Genomic DNA, 15275 nt, shown 5'->3' with positions numbered 1-15275 from the left:
CGTAAAAGTGATAGTAATATGTAGGAATTGACTAAAATTTTTTTTGTTAACTTTACTGACGAAACGAATAGCAGACTAATTTTTTCATATTTATGGAATTTAATGGATTTAAAAAGCTCTTCAGCAATAGCGTCCTGTTTACCTGAACCAGCATTTACGGTGTGTGAAAAATAGTGTATCCTAGTTGAAGCCTGAAAAACGCGACAGCCATCGAACAGAAGGGGGAACCGGTTTGCTGAAAAAATTTATCCCGAATGAATATGTTCAGTCTATTTATGATATTGATACAGCAAATTTGAAGGAATTGGGAATTCGCGGAATCATAACAGACCTCGACAATACGTTAGTGGAGTGGGATCGGAAAGATGCGACGGACGAATTGCTTAACTGGCTCGAAATGCTTCGCAATGAAGGATTTGAAGTTGTTATTGTTTCCAATAATAATGAGAAAAGAGTTCATACATTTGCGGCACCTCACGGCCTGACGTTTATTCATAGTGCAAAAAAACCGTTCAGCCGGGCTTTTCGTGCTGCCTGTAAATTAATGAAATTAAAGCATGAAGAAACAGTCGTGATCGGCGATCAGCTGCTTACAGATATACTTGGCGGAAACCGTGCCGGCTTCAGAACCATTCTTGTCGTCCCTGTGGCACAGACAGACGGCATTTTAACCAAGTTTAACCGGCAGGTCGAGCGGCGCGTGTTCCGGGCGATGAAGAAGAAGGGATTGATAGAATGGGATCGGGAATAACATGTGCGGGCTGCGGGATTGAACTGCAGACAGAGAACAGCAGCAGAGCAGGCTATGCTCCGGCGCAGGCGCTGGAGAAGGAAACCGTGATCTGCAGACGCTGCTTTCGCCTGAAGCACTATAATGAAGTGCAGGATGTTCACCTCACTGATGATGACTTTTTGAAGATTTTAAACGAACTGTCATCTCGTGACGCGCTGATCGTAAAGATAGTGGATATCTTTGATTTCAGCGGGAGCTGGCTGGATGGCATTCAGCGCTTTTCCGGCAGCAATGATGTCCTGCTTGTCGGTAATAAATCAGATCTGCTGCCAAAGTCCGTGCGCAAATCAAAAGTGGTCAACTGGATGAAGCGGCAGGCAAAAGAGTTCGGTCTGAAGCCTGCAGAAACCTTGCTGATGAGTGCTCAGACGGGAGACGGAGTCGAAGAGACAGCGGCCTGGATCGATAAACTTAGAAAAGGCAAAGATGTTTATGTAGTCGGTGCAACGAATACCGGCAAATCGTCATTTATAAACCAGCTGATCCGCCGTTTCTCTGACGGGGAGAGCCCAGTCGACATTACAACGTCGAACATCCCGGGAACGACGCTGGATCGGATTGATATTCCGCTTGATGAAACGAGTACGCTTTACGATACGCCTGGAATCATTAACCGTCATCAAATTGCACACCTTTTAAATAAAGAAGACTTAAAGACGATTTCCCCTAAAAAAGAAATAAAGCAGCTCATTCATCAGCTTAATCCAGGTCAGACGCTGTATTTTGGGGGGCTAGCACGCATGGATTTCGTGAAAGGCAATCCCGGCTCCTTCGTCGTGAACATGTCCAACGAGCTTCCCGTGCACCGTACGAAGCTTGAAAATGCTGACCAGCTTTACGAAAAGCATGCAGGAGGTATGCTCGCACCGCCAACTGGTAAAGAAACAGCTTTTCCTGCTTTTAAAAAATCATCATGGAAGCTTCCTGCTGTGAAAACCGATCTGGTCATTTCCGGACTTGGCTGGATTACCGTTCACGCACCTGGAGCAGAAGTGATGCTGCACGTACCGGAAGGCGTTCAGGTTTCAATGAGAGAATCGATATACTAGGAGGTCATCATTCCATGAAGATTTTCGGTGTAATCGGAGATCCAATCAGCCATACTCTTTCGCCAGTCATGCACGATGCTGCTTATAAAGAAACCGGGCTGGAGGCTTCCTACCTGCCATTTCACACACCTCCCGAAAGGCTGAAAGATGCTGTACAAGGCGTGCGCGGTCTCGGCATTGCCGGGCTCAATGTAACGATCCCGCATAAAGAAGCAGTCATTCCGTTTCTCGATGGACTGGATCCTACAGCTGAACGAATTGGCGCGGTTAATACCATCGTCCGGGAAGGGGAGCAGCTGATAGGAAGTAACACCGATGGTGAAGGATATGTCCGGTCGCTCGTACCTCATTTGCGCAGAGAACTGGAGTCCTGCCGCTTTTTGATTATCGGAGCGGGCGGTGCGGCCCGGGCTGCAGCAATTACGCTTTACGACCGGGGAGCCGCAATTACAATCGCCAATCGTACATTGGACCGGGCCGCTTCTCTTGCTGAGGCATGCGGCCCTCAGGTAAAAGCTTGTTCAATGCAGGAAGCGCAGGCACAGCTCACCTCATTTGATGTGATTGTGAACTCAACCTCAATCGGAATGACGCCTGATCACGCAAGCATGGCGCTTCCGCTCGATAAACTGTCCCGAAACACGGTTGTAAGCGATATGATTTACACGCCTCTTGAAACGGCTTTTTTGAAAGCCGCAGCAAAACAGGGTGCAGCAGTTGTCAACGGGACCGGAATGTTTGTTGAACAAGGTGCACTCGCATTCGAACGCTGGACAGGCATCGAAGCTCCGCGCGAGGCAATGCTGCGTGCTGTCCTATCTAAATTGAAGGGAGGAAGCTGATACTATGCTGACAGGAAAGCAAAAGCGTTTTTTACGAAAAGAAGCACATCATTTGAAGCCTGTTTTTCAAGTAGGAAAAGGCGGCGTAAGTGCGAATTTAATTAAGCAGACTGAAGAAGCACTGGAAGCAAGAGAGTTAATTAAACTTAATATTCTGCAGAATAATGCTGTAGACAAAGAAGATACAGCTCGTCAGATTGCTGATGGCGCGGGCGCAGATATCGTGCAGATCATTGGAAATACCATTATTTTGTACAAGGAATCGAAGGAATCCAAACAGATAACGCTGCCTGAATAAGGAGCTGACAGTGGATGAAGCATATCGGCATTCTTGGGGGAACGTTTGATCCGCCTCATATTGGGCACGTGATAATGGCTGAAGAAGCCCGGATTCAATTTGATCTGGACGAAATCTGGTGGATGCCAAACCGGATTCCGCCTCACAAAAAGATGACCAGCACGCCCGAGCAGCTTCGAATCAAGATGGTAAAATCGGTCGTGCAGCTCTCAGACTCCTATCGGTTATGCCTGAAAGAGATGGAACGCGAAGGCCCATCCTATACGTCTGAAACGGTGACCCGTTTAATCGATGACTTTCCGGCATACAATTTTTCCTTTATTATGGGCGGAGATTCGTTAGCTGGCTTTCACAAATGGAACGATTTCGAGAAACTGCAGAAAAACCTGTCCTTTATCGTGATGAACCGGCCTGGCGGGCCTGATCCAAGAGTAAATCTTCAGGAGTTTACAAAATTGTCGTTTATTGAAGGGGTCGAAATGACGATATCATCCACTTCCATTCGCAGTAAACGAAAATCCGGAGCATGGAATGCATTTCTAGTTCCGGAAGGTGTCGATTCGGTGATAAAGGAGTACGGGCTTTATGAAACGGACTGAAGCAATTGAAGCCGTCAGAGAAGCTCTGCCGCTGCGCAGATTTGAGCATACGATGCGTGTTGTGGAAACTGCGGAGCAGCTAGCGCGCCAATACGGCGGAGATGCTGATGCGATTCAGATCGCTGCTGTGCTTCATGATTATGCAAAATACAGGGATCCGGAGGATATGCTGCTGGCAATAAGGCGCTCCGGAATGTTTACCGAAGATATAGCCGGCTACGGAACAGAAATCCTGCATGCGTTTGCGGGTGCATTATTCGTGGAAAAAGAATTACACGTGGATTCCCCGGCTGTGCTGCAGGCGATTGCCTCTCATACGACCGGAAGAGCAGGAATGTCTGTGGAAGAAAAAATTGTGTTTCTGGCTGATTATATAGAACCGGGCCGTACTTTTTCCGGTGCAGCAAAAGCGCGGGATGCTGCAAAGCACAGTCTGGAGGCAGGATGTATGGAAGCCTGCGCCGAAACAATTCAATTTCTGTCAGACAGAAGGCTGCCGATTTTCCCTGACACATTTGAAGCATACAATGAATTCGCACTGGGCCGGCTTTCTAATCGCTGAAAGCCGGTAGCAGGACGAATCATCCTGCAAAAAGGTATAATAAGAATAGACCGCCTATATGGCGGACTGAAGGAGTGATTAAGCATGACGACGGACAACCAGCTGCTGGATGTAGCCGTAAAAGCAGCAGATGAAAAGAACGCCCAACTGATCCGGTCCCTTAATATGAGCGGAGTTTCCACGATTGCAGATTATTTTATTATTTGTCATGGCAATTCGGAAACACAGGTAGAGGCCATTGCACGTGAGATTAAGAATAAAGCCGAGGAAGCAGGCTTCGAAGTTAAGAGAATCGAGGGTATGAAGGAAGCCAGATGGGTCCTGATCGATTTAGGTGATATAGTTGTACACGTGTTTCATAAAGAGGACCGGGATTATTACCAGCTTGAAAAACTGTGGGGAGATGCTCCATCAGTAGATATCGAAAAGCTGCTAGGATAAACTGTGGCCGTCACAAAAATTGAATGTTCACAACAGCTGCTGATGACGCCTTCAGCAGCTTTTATGATGGAGGGGTAGCTGATGAGCGATACACATTTCGCGGGGCTCTACGATATGCTGATGGAAGACGCCCCTTATGAAGACTGGATGACTTATGCTGTCAGGCGTTTGAAGAGAGGCGGAGACGTTCTGGATCTCGCATGCGGTACGGGAACATTTACATTGATGCTGGCAGAGGCCGGTTATCACGTTTCCGGAGCGGACATTTCAGAGGAGATGCTGGCAGCAGCAGAACGGAAAGTCAGACAAGAAGGGAATAACACGAGCTTTTTTAAGCAGGACATGCGCACCCTGAATGGATTTTCTAATCTGGACGCTGTCACGCTTTTCTGTGACGGTCTTAATTATCTGCCGCATGAACAGGATGTAAAGAGAACGTTTGCTTCAGTTCACAGCGCGTTAAAGCAGGACGGCGTCTTTCTTTTTGATGTGCATACCCCTTATAAAATGGAGCACGTCTTCGACAATCAGCTGTACGGCGAAAACAGTGAAGCAATCTCGTACTTGTGGTTCTGTGAACCTGCAGATGAGCCGCTCAGTGTGACTCACCTGCTCACGTTTTTTGTGCGAACCGGGACCGGTTTATACGAACGGATGGATGAAGAGCTCTACCAGCGCACGTATGCTCCCGAAGTTTATAAGCAATGGCTTGAGGAAGCGGGGTTTGCACAAGTTAACCTTTCTGCAGAGTTTGGGAGCCGTCCGCTGGCAGAAAGTGATGACCGCTGCTTCATAGCGGCTGTAAAAAAATAGTCGCCGTTTTACAAAGCTTATGTTATGATAATCGATAAAGTAATGTGATTCCGGATTTTTTCTCCGTTTATGGAGATGTGCAGATGAATTGAGCAGCCGACTGAGAGCAGATCAGTCGGCTTTTTTATGCTGTACAGAGGAGGAATGCATATGATTGAGCGGTTGAAAGAGCTTGACCGCCCGATTCTTATTAAAGCAGCTGCAGTCTGTGCTGCTGTTGTGGCAGCAGGCTTTTTACTTTTTTCAGACGGAAATCACGAGGATACGCCCATTCATTCTGCAGCCGGCGACAATGATCCGGACGAGGCTGTTGTTGCAGAAGAAGGACCGGTCGTGATTGAGATTAAAGGGGAAGTCGCTGCTCCGGGTGTTTACACGCTCCCGTTCGGAAGCAGGACAGTTGATGCTGTGGAAATGGCAGGAGGTCAAACGGAGGAAGCCGACCTTCTCGCTGTTAATCTTGCAGCTGTTCTGATGGATGAGATGAGCATCTATGTGCCTGCTCAGCTCGGTGAAGACATAGCAGAAGAGCATCAGCGCGAGGAGACGCATGAGGAAGCTGGAGGCACGATCAGTTTAAATCTGGCCGACTCGGCAATGCTCCAGACACTGCCCGGGATAGGACCTGCAAAAGCAGAAGCAATTATTCAGTACCGGGATGAAAACGGTTCGTTCACATCGCTTGACCGCCTTACTGAGGTGCCAGGCATAGGTGAAAAAACACTTGAGTCCATCGCTCCGCTATTGACGCTCCATTGACCACCGGCTACAATGACCTCAGCGGCAGATAAGGGGGAGCTTTAAATGGAGCGAATTTCATGGCATCAGTATTTTATGGCACAAAGCCACCTGCTGGCATTAAGAAGCACGTGTACAAGACTCATGGTAGGCGCAACGATCGTCAGAGATAACAGAATTATTGCGGGCGGATATAATGGGTCCATTTCCGGAGGCAGTCATTGTTCGGAGGATGGGTGTTATGTGGTCGACAATCATTGTGTGCGAACCGTTCATGCAGAAGTGAATGCAATCATTCAGTGTGCTAAATTCGGCGTCGCAACTGAAGGGTCGGACATATACGTTACGCATTTCCCGTGTTTGAACTGCTGTAAAGCACTGATTCAAGCGGGGATTAAACGGCTCTACTACGCTGCAAATTACAAAAATCACCCGTTCGCAGCTCAGCTTTTTGAGGAAGCCGGAGTGAACACCCGCCAGGTTGAACTGGAAGAAATGATTTTAGACCGGCACAACACGGAAAAGCTGGCTTTTACAGCAGAGTTACTAGATAAACTAGAAAGATCCGGGGCCTCTGAAGCAGAGCTGAAAGAAATGAGAAACAAAGCCGACGCTTTATTTACACAGACGTAAAGCGCACCTAGAGATGACAGAACGGATACAGTGCGGTCAGCCGGAGAGAGGGAGACTGCATTGTATCCGTTTTTAAGTTTATTTCTGGCATTTGCTGCGGGCGTCGCAGCAGCAGTGGATCCGAAGCTCGCACTGCCGGCAGCTGCTATGTTTGTTGTTTCTGTATGGTTAAAACCGGCAGCAGCTGTAATTGGCTTAGCTGCAAGTATGATAATGATTGCACTGGAGCCGGATTACGACCTCCTGCCAGCTGGATCTGATGTTACTGTCACCGGTAAAAGAAGCGTGCTCGAATCCGGGGTTCATGGAAGTTACTATCATGTAAAAACGAGAGAATACGGCGAAATACGAGTTTATGGCGAACATGCAGGGCACGGCTTTTGCACGGTGAGCGGATTCGTGTTTGAGGAAGAACCAGTGACCTCATGGCATCAGTTTGACCGCACAGGCATGATACAAAAAAATCGAATGACATCGATCTTATACGAGCAGGAAGCAGAGTGCACGCGCGACGTACCTGCCTACTGGAACAGAAGGGATGCTGCAATTACTTCTCTTGGAGGGTCGGAGACACAATCGGGTCCGTTAGCTGCGGCCTTGGTGTTTGGAGATCGTTCTCTTATTCCAGAAGAACAGCTTCAGCTGTTTCAGCGGATGGGGGTCATCCATTTACTGGCGGTGTCCGGTATGCACGTTGGTTTAGTATCTGGAGTGATCTGGCTGTTGCTTCTTCGGGCAGGGCTTTCGAGAAAATCGGCGCTCTTTCTGCTGCTGATTTTTTTACCTGCCTATGCAGCTGCGGCGGGAGGAGCCCCGTCTGTTCTGCGGGCAGTGTCAACCGCTGCTGCCGCTGCGGTATTGGCGGCCTGGCTTAAACGTGTGCCGCTCGTTGAACTTTGCGCGCTGGTTGGTACCGGTTTGCTAGTGTGGAACCCTTATTTATTGTTTCATGTAGGCTATCAGCTTTCATTTATGACTAGCTTTGCCATTCTGCTGTCCAAATCTTTTTTGTCGGGAAAAGGGATCTGGTGGAAGCTGACGTTTACAGCGCAGCTCATTTCTCTCCCTGCAGTCCTTTATCATTTTTTTGAAGTATCGCTTCTGTCGATGGCTGCAAATGCCTTTTTTATTCCGCTCACTGCGTTGTTTTTACTGCCGCTGTCTTTTGCAGCTGCTGCAGGCACTGGGGTGGGCCTGGATCATGCGGTTACAGCTTGTATGGATATGCTTTTCAGACCATCATTGAAAGCATTGATGCTTCTCGATAGTGTTGAGGGTCATTTGCTGGTTACAGGAGCATTAACACTTGAATTGCTGACGGCGGGTACGATTGTCTGTGCTGTGATCCTGATGCTCCTCACAAAAAAGAAGCGTTTTGCCGCAGGTTTAACAGCAGCTGTTTTCATTGGCAGTGTTTATTATGCAGATAACCGGTCAGAGACTGTAGTCACCTTCCTTGATGTGGGGCAGGGGGATTCAATTCTGATCCGGATGCAGGAGCATAACGAACATTATCTTATCGATACAGGTGGGGAATTGTCGTTTTCAGATGAAGGTGCCGTACGAAAGGAGAGAGGACCTGCCTTTCGAACTGTGCTTCCTTATCTGCATGGAGAAGGGATACAAACGCTCGAAAAACTGATCATTACACATGGCCACTTTGATCATTATGGAGAAGCATGCCGAATAGCGGAAGAAATAAACATTCGCCACGTCTATTATCCGATTCATCAGGAGCTTGAAGAAGGTATATTGAAAGAACTCGACTGCCTGGAGGAGCTTGGGTCCGAGATCCATTTTATTTCTGCAGGGTACTTTTGGGAAAAGAACAATCACGTTTTTAAGGTGCTGCATCCTGCAAGGCTAAAGTCAGCAACTGAGAATGATCGTTCCATTGTCATTGAAGCTGGTATTTACGGAACAACGTTCTTATTCACAGGTGATATTGAAGAAGAAGCGGAAAGCGAGCTATTAGCCGGAGGGACCCTTTCTAACGCAGATGTTTTGAAAGGGGCTCACCATGGCAGTTCTACATCAACAGATGCCGCATTTCTTGCAAAGGTAAAACCGCAAACAACGATCATTCAGGTTGGGAGCGGAAACAGTCATGGGCATCCCCATCATGACGTGCTGGAAAGACTGGATGATATAGAATCTGCTGTATACAGAACAGATCATCACGGTAGCGTTCGTGTGATAGTCGATGAACACGGGTATGTCACGAAGCCTTTTTTAACAGGAAACTAATGCAGAGGAATGATTGTGAGGAAGTGCAGGGGAGAAGCAAGTGCTTCTAAGCAAAAGAAAAAAGGCTTCCGTCTCTCGGAAGCCTCCAAGCTGATCGCCCGCAGTTTCTAAACAGATGCTTCCAAGGGAAACGGTTTAGAAAAAGAGATCGACGATATGCCCGATCGAGAATATCCCCATAAAGAAGACAAACGAGACAATAAATCCAATAGCACTGTCGATCGCGTCATTCCGATTCGACTGAACATCTTTTTCGAACTCGTTCATATCTATCCCTCCTGTCATAAAAAGTATAAATTATTTTTTACAAAAAATCTATCATCGATTGCTCTCTTGAGCAGACATATTATAAAAAGATCAAAACAGCAGAGGTTCTTTCTGATCAACCTGCAGCGGGCTTTCCGCTATATTGAGTTTCACAAGCTCTTAAGGTAGGATAGTAGCAGAAAGGAAAGGAGCCGAATGATGTCTTACATAGAAACGTGGAAACAAATTAAAAAAGGAGAAATCAGCAGTCTGTATCTCTGCTATGGGTCAGAAACGTACCTGATCGAAGACATTGTTCAGGCGATTATCAGCCGGGTGCTTGATCCGGATGAACGCGACATGAAGCTCATGCGATTTGACATGCGCGATACCCCGGTTGAAGCCGCCATTGAAGAAGCATACACCTTTCCGTTTATGGGAGGAACAAAAGTAGTTATCATTCAGCACCCCTACTTTCTGACTGGTCAAAAGCCTAAGGAAAAAATAGAGCATGATTTGCAGCAGCTGACCGATTATACGGAGCGCAAGCCGGAAGAAACGATTTTCATCGTTCAGGCTCCTTACGAGAAACTGGATGAACGGAAAAAAGCAGTCAAACAGCTTCGAAAACATGCTGCCGTTATGGAAGCTGCGCCTTTAACGGACCGCGAGTTAAGAAGCTGGCTGGATACACGGGCCCGCAGTCTGGGAGCCGTCATCGATGATGCAGCAAAGGAGAAGCTGCTTTCATTGACAGGCGACAATCTGCTTATGCTTACTTCCGAGCTCAATAAGCTGTCCGTTCATTCGGATGACGGTACGATCACAGCTGCCCAGGTTGAAGCGCTGACAGCAAGATCGCTGGAGCATGATATATTTGCGCTCGTTGACCATGTGGTTCAGAAACGGACAGCGCAGGCTGTGCGAATATACAGAGATTTAATTAAACAAAAGGAAGCTCCGATTAAAATTGCATCGCTGATGGTAAGGCAGTTCCGTATTCTGTATCAGGTGAAGCAGCTGATGCAGCAGGGGTACGGGGAAAAAATGATTTCCTCGAGGCTAAAGCTTCACCCCTTTGCTGTGAAGCTGGCAGGCAAGCAAGTGCGTCACTTCAGCTCGGATGTTCTGTTAGAGCAAATCGACGAGCTTGCAGAGCTTGATTTCCGGATTAAATCCGGCGCAGTGGAAGATGTGCTCGGTGTTGAGCTGTATTTACTCAGCCGTTCTGTACCTGTAGACCGGCGAATCCCATAACGACACAAAAAATCCCGGCAAGTCACAATGACTTCCGGGAATCTTTTTATGCTGTCACTTCGTCAAGACGCTTTTGAAGACGTGCTTTACGTCGGTTTGCAGCATTACGGTGATAAAGACCTTTGTTCACTGCTTTATCGATTTTGCTGGTTGCCTTTACAAAATATTCTTTTGCAAGTTCAACATCCTTCTCTTCTGCTTTTGCATAAAATGCTTTCACAGCTGTACGAAGGTCGGATTTAAAAGCATAGTTGCGCTGACGGGAAAGTTCGTTTACCTGTACGCGCTTTTTAGCGGATTTAATATTAGCCAATTCGTTCACCTCCTATAGCATACGGCGGTTCCAGACGGCATGATGATCAGTACGCCAGTCTGTCTCTGCAACAATAGAGATTTTATCAAACCGGCGTTTAAAAAGCAATATGATTTTATGTCAAGGATCGGAGCCTGTCATAGTAAGGAGGAATCGTTCTCAGGCTGAAAGCATCATCATCCTGTTTACGGAACACGAAATAAACAGCGACAACGATTGAACAGCCGGCACGGAAACTGTTATAATGAAGAACGGTATGAAGAACGGAAGCAGTATACAGGAGTGATTATATCATGAAGCCCGAAGACCGAATAAAACGGCGAGACAAAATCAGAAACTTTTCAATCATCGCCCATATCGACCACGGCAAGTCTACGCTTGCTGACAGAATTTTAGAGAAAACAAGTGCTCTTACGCAGCGTGAAATGCAGGATCAGATGCTTGATGCCATGGATCTGGAGCGTGAGCGCGGGATCACGATTAAACTGAATGCTGTCCAGCTTACATATACGGCAGCTGACGGGGAAGAATACATCTTTCATTTAATTGATACCCCGGGCCACGTCGATTTTGCCTATGAGGTATCAAGGAGTCTCGCTGCCTGTGAAGGAGCATTGCTGATCGTTGATGCTGCCCAGGGAATTGAGGCGCAAACGCTGGCAAACGTGTACCTGGCTCTGGATAACGAATTGGAAATCATACCGGTCATTAATAAAATTGATCTGCCGAGCGCCGATCCGGAACGGGTACGCGGCGAAGTGGAAGATGTCATCGGTCTGCCTGGCGAGGATTGCATTCCCGCTTCTGCGAAATCAGGAATCGGGATTGATGAGATTCTTGAGGCAGTAGTTGAAAAAGTGCCTGCTCCGGACGGTGACCCTGAAGCGCCTCTGAAAGCAATGATTTTTGATTCCATCTATGACCCTTACCGTGGTGTTATCGTATACATCCGGATCGTCGAGGGTACAGTTAAACCCGGTGAAAAAATCAGAATGATGCAGGGACAAAAGGAGTTTGAGGTTCAGGAAATCGGCGTTTTCACTCCGAAGCCGGTTTCGAAACAGGAACTGAGTGTGGGAGACGTCGGCTATATGATCGCCTCCATCAAAAATGTGGGGGACAGTCAGGTTGGTGATACGATTACTCATGCAGCCAGACCGACTGCGGAGCCGCTGCCTGGCTATCGGAAGCTGAACCCGATGGTGTTCTGCGGGCTCTATCCGGTTGATACAAACGACTATAATGATCTGCGTGATGCACTTGAGAAGCTGGAGTTGAATGATTCAGCCCTTCAATTTGAAGCTGAAACGTCGCAGGCGCTGGGCTTTGGTTTCCGGTGCGGTTTTCTGGGACTGCTTCACATGGAAATCATTCAGGAGCGGATTGAGCGCGAGTATAATATCGATTTAATTACGACAGCACCATCGGTTATTTATGAGGTGACAAAAACGGATGGCGAGCAGGTGCTGATCGACAACCCGTCTGAAATGCCGGATGCTCAGCAGATTGATCATATCCGTGAGCCATACGTGAAGGCTGAAGTGATGGTTCCAAATGATTACGTCGGTGCTGTGATGGAACTTTGTCAGCGTAAACGCGGCGATTATGTGGATATGAAATATCTGGATGAAAACCGTGTTAACATCATTTATGAGCTTCCGCTCTCAGAGATCGTTTATGACTTTTTTGATACGCTAAAGTCGAGTACGAAGGGATATGCCTCCTTTGACTATGAGCTTATCGGCTATAAAGAATCGAACCTTGTCAAAATGGACATTCTGCTTAACGCAGAGAAAATAGATGCGCTGTCAATTATCGTCCATCGGGATTCTGCCTATGATCGTGGAAAAATAATAGCGGAAAAGCTTAAAAAGCTGATCCCAAGGCAGCAGTTTGAAGTGCCGGTACAGGCAAGCATCGGTCAGAAGATCATCGCCCGCTCCACGATAAAAGCAATGAGGAAAAACGTGCTTGCCAAATGTTACGGCGGGGATATCTCGCGTAAAAGAAAACTTCTGGAAAAGCAGAAGGAAGGTAAGAAACGAATGAAAAGCGTCGGCAGTGTAGAAGTGCCGCAGGAAGCATTTATGTCTGTCCTCAGCATGGATGAGGATTAAGAAGTGCAAAAAGGGCGGCTCCGCTGCCCTTTTTGTTTGCCTGGAAAGGATGAGCAACGATGAAAAACCCATCTTCACTTTATGTGCACGTGCCGTTCTGCGAGCAGATCTGTCATTATTGTGATTTCAATAAGTTTTTTTTGAAAAACCAGCCCGTGGCAGATTATATAGAAGCGTGCGGAAGTGAAATGAGAATGTCGGAGTCCGTGGCACCAATTGAAACAGTCTACATCGGCGGAGGAACACCGACTGCGCTGGAGGATGAACAACTCGAACGACTGCTTGAGCTGATTCATAAACATTTTACAATCAAACCGAGTGCGGAATTTACCGTGGAAGTAAATCCGGGCAGCGCATCGAAAGAGACATTTACCATGATGAAGCGCTACGGGGTCAATCGTCTCAGCATCGGTGCACAAACGTTTGATACGGGGCTGCTCAAGGCGATAAACCGTGATCACGGTGAGGGGGATGTTGAAGCAAGTATTCAGCTTGCTCGTCATGCGGGTATTACAGATATTTCTGTTGATATGATGTTCGGACTGCCGGGACAGACGATGGAACAGTGGCAGCAGTCTCTGATAAAACTCGTGTCGCTTCCGATCAGCCATGTGAGCGCCTATTCGCTTAAAATCGAGCCAAAGACTGTTTTCTATCAGATGTGGAACAGAGGGGCACTTAAGCTCCCCAATCAGGATATGGAAGCAGAAATGTATGATTGGCTCTATGAATACTTGCATGAGAATGATTTTCAAGCTTATGAGATCAGCAATTTTGCCAAGCCCGGCTATGAGAGCCTGCATAACCAGGCCTATTGGAACAACGACGGGTACGTAGGAATTGGAGCGGGTGCTCACGGATATGTTAACGGCGTCCGGCATCGAAATCATGGACCCCTTCCTAAGTATTTGAAAGCAATAGAAGCGGGTGAAATGCCGTGGATCGAGTCTCATCAAGTTCCGGTGAATGAACAAATGGAGGAAGAAATGTTTATGGGGCTCCGGAAACGGATAGGAGTTAATGGGCACCGGTTTGAAAAGCGGTACGGCTTAACTGTGGAAGACGCATTTCCCGGTACTGTCAGCAAGCTTCAGGAACGTGGGCTGCTTCAGAAAGAAGAAAACCATTACCGTCTGACGAGACAAGGGCTTCTTCTGGGAAATGAAGTGTTTGAGGCTTTTTTACTTCCGTAGGACAGAAATACGGCAGACTCGTTGACAAATGGCACGCATCCTGATAGTTTATAGTATAGATTTAGCACTCGGTATATCAGAGTGCTAACAGGAGGGATGCAGTATGCTGACGGAACGCCAGCTGTCAATACTTAAGGCAATCGTTGATGACTATGTGACCAATGCAGAGCCTGTCGGATCCCGGACGATTTCAAAACGGAGCGACATGTCGTTCAGCCCCGCTACGATTCGTAATGAAATGTCTGATTTAGAAGAAATGGGCTTTCTGGAAAAGCCGCACAGTTCAGCAGGTAGAATTCCTTCTCAAAAAGGATACCGCTATTATGTAGACCACCTGCTTTCACCGGCTCAGCTTTCGGTTAATGATATGCAGGATATACGTTCACAGCTTGCGGTTAAATTTCACGAGTCAGAACAAATTATTCAGCATTCAGCTAAAATCCTTTCCCAGCTGACGTCTTATACGTCCATAGTGTTAGGGCCGGAAGTTTTCGAATCAAAGCTGAAGCAGATTCAGATGATTCCTATTTCGAAGGATAAGGCCGTGTGCATCGTTGTGACAGATTCCGGTCACGTAGAGAATCAGACGGTCCAGTTCCCGGAGAGCGTTGAAGCAGCTGACGTTGAAAAAGTTGTCAACATCCTTAACGAAAAACTGCAGGGAGTGCCGATCTATCAGCTTCAGAGCCGGCTTTCCCAGGAAATAGCATCGGTGTTAAAGCAGCACGTTAACCGCTATGAAACAATGTATTCCGTGCTTCGGGATGTATTTGCGGAGCAAAAACAGGAAAAAGTTTACTACGGCGGAAAAACAAATATTTTAAGCCAGCCGGAATTTCATGACGTCAAGCGTGTCCGGGCTATTTTAAATTTATTTGAAGAGGACTCGTTAATGTCAAGGCAGATTCGAACCGATAACACCGGCTTAACAATCCGGATCGGCGAAGAAAATGATTTCAAGCCGTTTGATGACTTAAGCCTCGTTACGGCGACTTATACGCTTGGAGGAAAATATATCGGCACGCTTGGCATTCTCGGGCCGACACGCATGGAATATCCGCGGGTGATCAGCCTGCTCGATCATTTTTCTAAAGACATGAGTAAGCTGCTTAACCGCAGCAGTGATTAAGATTG

Annotated in this window: 17 protein-coding genes; 15 read left to right on the top strand and 2 right to left on the bottom strand. The window is 47.3% G+C overall.

Going from position 1 to position 15275, the window contains the following annotated elements:
* Positions 1 to 235 precede the first annotated feature (235 nt).
* The 11 genes from HCN83_RS02845 (at position 236) to HCN83_RS02795 (ending at position 9015) form a co-directional block, all read left to right on the top strand.
* The gene (locus HCN83_RS02845; protein WP_168004975.1) at positions 236 to 751 is read left to right on the top strand and encodes a YqeG family HAD IIIA-type phosphatase; all 516 of its coding nucleotides are present in this window, start codon (positions 236 to 238) and stop codon (positions 749 to 751) included.
* Positions 736 to 1842 carry a ribosome biogenesis GTPase YqeH gene (gene yqeH / locus HCN83_RS02840; RefSeq protein ID WP_168004814.1) on the top strand — a complete coding sequence of 369 codons (1107 nt, stop codon included), beginning with the start codon at positions 736 to 738 and terminating at the stop codon, positions 1840 to 1842. The genes HCN83_RS02845 and yqeH overlap by 16 nt, the downstream gene beginning before the upstream one ends.
* Before the next feature lie 14 nt (positions 1843 to 1856).
* Positions 1857 to 2684 (top strand): shikimate dehydrogenase, encoded by an 828-nt coding sequence (aroE, locus tag HCN83_RS02835; RefSeq protein WP_168004813.1) that lies wholly within the window; start codon positions 1857 to 1859, stop codon positions 2682 to 2684.
* Between the two features lie 4 nt (positions 2685 to 2688).
* Positions 2689 to 2982 carry a ribosome assembly RNA-binding protein YhbY gene (gene yhbY / locus HCN83_RS02830; protein ID WP_168004812.1) on the top strand — a complete coding sequence of 98 codons (294 nt, stop codon included), beginning with the start codon at positions 2689 to 2691 and terminating at the stop codon, positions 2980 to 2982.
* Between the two features lie 14 nt (positions 2983 to 2996).
* The gene (gene nadD, locus HCN83_RS02825) at positions 2997 to 3581 is read left to right on the top strand and encodes a nicotinate-nucleotide adenylyltransferase (RefSeq protein ID WP_168004811.1); all 585 of its coding nucleotides are present in this window, start codon (positions 2997 to 2999) and stop codon (positions 3579 to 3581) included.
* A complete protein-coding gene (yqeK, locus tag HCN83_RS02820; protein WP_168004810.1) occupies positions 3568 to 4143 on the top strand; it encodes a bis(5'-nucleosyl)-tetraphosphatase (symmetrical) YqeK in 576 nt (191 codons plus the stop codon). The genes nadD and yqeK overlap by 14 nt, the downstream gene beginning before the upstream one ends.
* Positions 4144 to 4227: 84 nt before the next feature.
* Complete coding sequence (gene rsfS, locus HCN83_RS02815; RefSeq protein WP_168004809.1) at positions 4228 to 4584, top strand: ribosome silencing factor; 357 nt, start codon at positions 4228 to 4230, stop codon at positions 4582 to 4584.
* Between the two features lie 81 nt (positions 4585 to 4665).
* Positions 4666 to 5397, top strand: coding sequence for a class I SAM-dependent DNA methyltransferase (locus HCN83_RS02810; RefSeq protein WP_168004808.1), 732 nt, complete (start codon positions 4666 to 4668; stop codon positions 5395 to 5397).
* 150 nt (positions 5398 to 5547) lie between these two features.
* Complete coding sequence (locus HCN83_RS02805; RefSeq protein ID WP_168004807.1) at positions 5548 to 6156, top strand: helix-hairpin-helix domain-containing protein; 609 nt, start codon at positions 5548 to 5550, stop codon at positions 6154 to 6156.
* Positions 6157 to 6201: 45 nt separating this feature from the next.
* On the top strand, positions 6202 to 6768 hold the full coding sequence (locus tag HCN83_RS02800) for a ComE operon protein 2 (protein ID WP_168004806.1): 567 nt from the start codon (positions 6202 to 6204) through the stop codon (positions 6766 to 6768).
* A gap of 60 nt (positions 6769 to 6828) precedes the next feature.
* Positions 6829 to 9015, top strand: coding sequence for a DNA internalization-related competence protein ComEC/Rec2 (locus tag HCN83_RS02795; RefSeq protein WP_168004805.1), 2187 nt, complete (start codon positions 6829 to 6831; stop codon positions 9013 to 9015).
* 135 nt (positions 9016 to 9150) lie between these two features.
* Here the strand turns inward: HCN83_RS02795 and HCN83_RS02790 are convergent, their stop codons facing one another.
* On the bottom strand, positions 9151 to 9282 hold the full coding sequence (locus HCN83_RS02790) for a YqzM family protein (RefSeq protein WP_168004804.1): 132 nt from the start codon (positions 9280 to 9282) through the stop codon (positions 9151 to 9153).
* Between the two features lie 198 nt (positions 9283 to 9480).
* Here HCN83_RS02790 and holA point away from each other — a divergent pair, with 198 nt between their 5' ends.
* A complete protein-coding gene (holA, locus tag HCN83_RS02785; protein WP_168004803.1) occupies positions 9481 to 10518 on the top strand; it encodes a DNA polymerase III subunit delta in 1038 nt (345 codons plus the stop codon).
* A gap of 46 nt (positions 10519 to 10564) precedes the next feature.
* On the opposite strand, the gene rpsT is transcribed toward holA, so the two are convergent.
* Positions 10565 to 10840, bottom strand: a complete 276-nt coding sequence (rpsT, locus tag HCN83_RS02780; RefSeq protein WP_425483581.1) for a 30S ribosomal protein S20 — start codon at positions 10838 to 10840, stop codon at positions 10565 to 10567.
* A gap of 284 nt (positions 10841 to 11124) precedes the next feature.
* On the opposite strand from rpsT, the gene lepA reads away from it, so the two are divergent.
* The 3 genes from lepA (at position 11125) to hrcA (ending at position 15270) form a co-directional block, all read left to right on the top strand.
* Entirely contained in the window at positions 11125 to 12948 is a 1824-nt protein-coding gene (lepA, locus tag HCN83_RS02775) for a translation elongation factor 4 (RefSeq protein ID WP_168004801.1), read from the top strand.
* Positions 12949 to 13007: 59 nt separating this feature from the next.
* On the top strand, positions 13008 to 14141 hold the full coding sequence (hemW, locus tag HCN83_RS02770; RefSeq protein ID WP_168004800.1) for a radical SAM family heme chaperone HemW: 1134 nt from the start codon (positions 13008 to 13010) through the stop codon (positions 14139 to 14141).
* Positions 14142 to 14244: 103 nt separating this feature from the next.
* Entirely contained in the window at positions 14245 to 15270 is a 1026-nt protein-coding gene (gene hrcA / locus HCN83_RS02765; protein WP_168004799.1) for a heat-inducible transcriptional repressor HrcA, read from the top strand.
* The last annotated feature ends 5 nt before the right edge of the window (positions 15271 to 15275 follow it).

Source organism: Alkalicoccus luteus, from assembly GCF_012034335.1.
GTDB classification, from domain to species: Bacteria; Bacillota; Bacilli; order Bacillales; family Salisediminibacteriaceae; genus Alkalicoccus; species Alkalicoccus luteus_A.
The sequence above is the reverse complement of the archived record's forward strand: the minus strand, read 5'-3'. Positions and strand labels throughout refer to the sequence as shown.

Coding starts and splice junctions, on each gene's coding strand:
- aroE (WP_168004813.1), top strand. CDS start 1,857: ATGAAGATTTTCGGTGTAATCGGAGATCCAATCAGCCATACTCTTTCG.
- yqeH (WP_168004814.1), top strand. CDS start 736: ATGGGATCGGGAATAACATGTGCGGGCTGCGGGATTGAACTGCAGACA.
- hemW (WP_168004800.1), top strand. CDS start 13,008: ATGAAAAACCCATCTTCACTTTATGTGCACGTGCCGTTCTGCGAGCAG.
- HCN83_RS02810 (WP_168004808.1), top strand. CDS start 4,666: ATGAGCGATACACATTTCGCGGGGCTCTACGATATGCTGATGGAAGAC.
- yqeK (WP_168004810.1), top strand. CDS start 3,568: ATGAAACGGACTGAAGCAATTGAAGCCGTCAGAGAAGCTCTGCCGCTG.
- HCN83_RS02805 (WP_168004807.1), top strand. CDS start 5,548: ATGATTGAGCGGTTGAAAGAGCTTGACCGCCCGATTCTTATTAAAGCA.
- nadD (WP_168004811.1), top strand. CDS start 2,997: ATGAAGCATATCGGCATTCTTGGGGGAACGTTTGATCCGCCTCATATT.
- HCN83_RS02790 (WP_168004804.1), bottom strand. CDS start 9,282: ATGAACGAGTTCGAAAAAGATGTTCAGTCGAATCGGAATGACGCGATC.
- rsfS (WP_168004809.1), top strand. CDS start 4,228: ATGACGACGGACAACCAGCTGCTGGATGTAGCCGTAAAAGCAGCAGAT.
- hrcA (WP_168004799.1), top strand. CDS start 14,245: ATGCTGACGGAACGCCAGCTGTCAATACTTAAGGCAATCGTTGATGAC.
- HCN83_RS02800 (WP_168004806.1), top strand. CDS start 6,202: ATGGAGCGAATTTCATGGCATCAGTATTTTATGGCACAAAGCCACCTG.
- lepA (WP_168004801.1), top strand. CDS start 11,125: ATGAAGCCCGAAGACCGAATAAAACGGCGAGACAAAATCAGAAACTTT.
- holA (WP_168004803.1), top strand. CDS start 9,481: ATGTCTTACATAGAAACGTGGAAACAAATTAAAAAAGGAGAAATCAGC.
- yhbY (WP_168004812.1), top strand. CDS start 2,689: ATGCTGACAGGAAAGCAAAAGCGTTTTTTACGAAAAGAAGCACATCAT.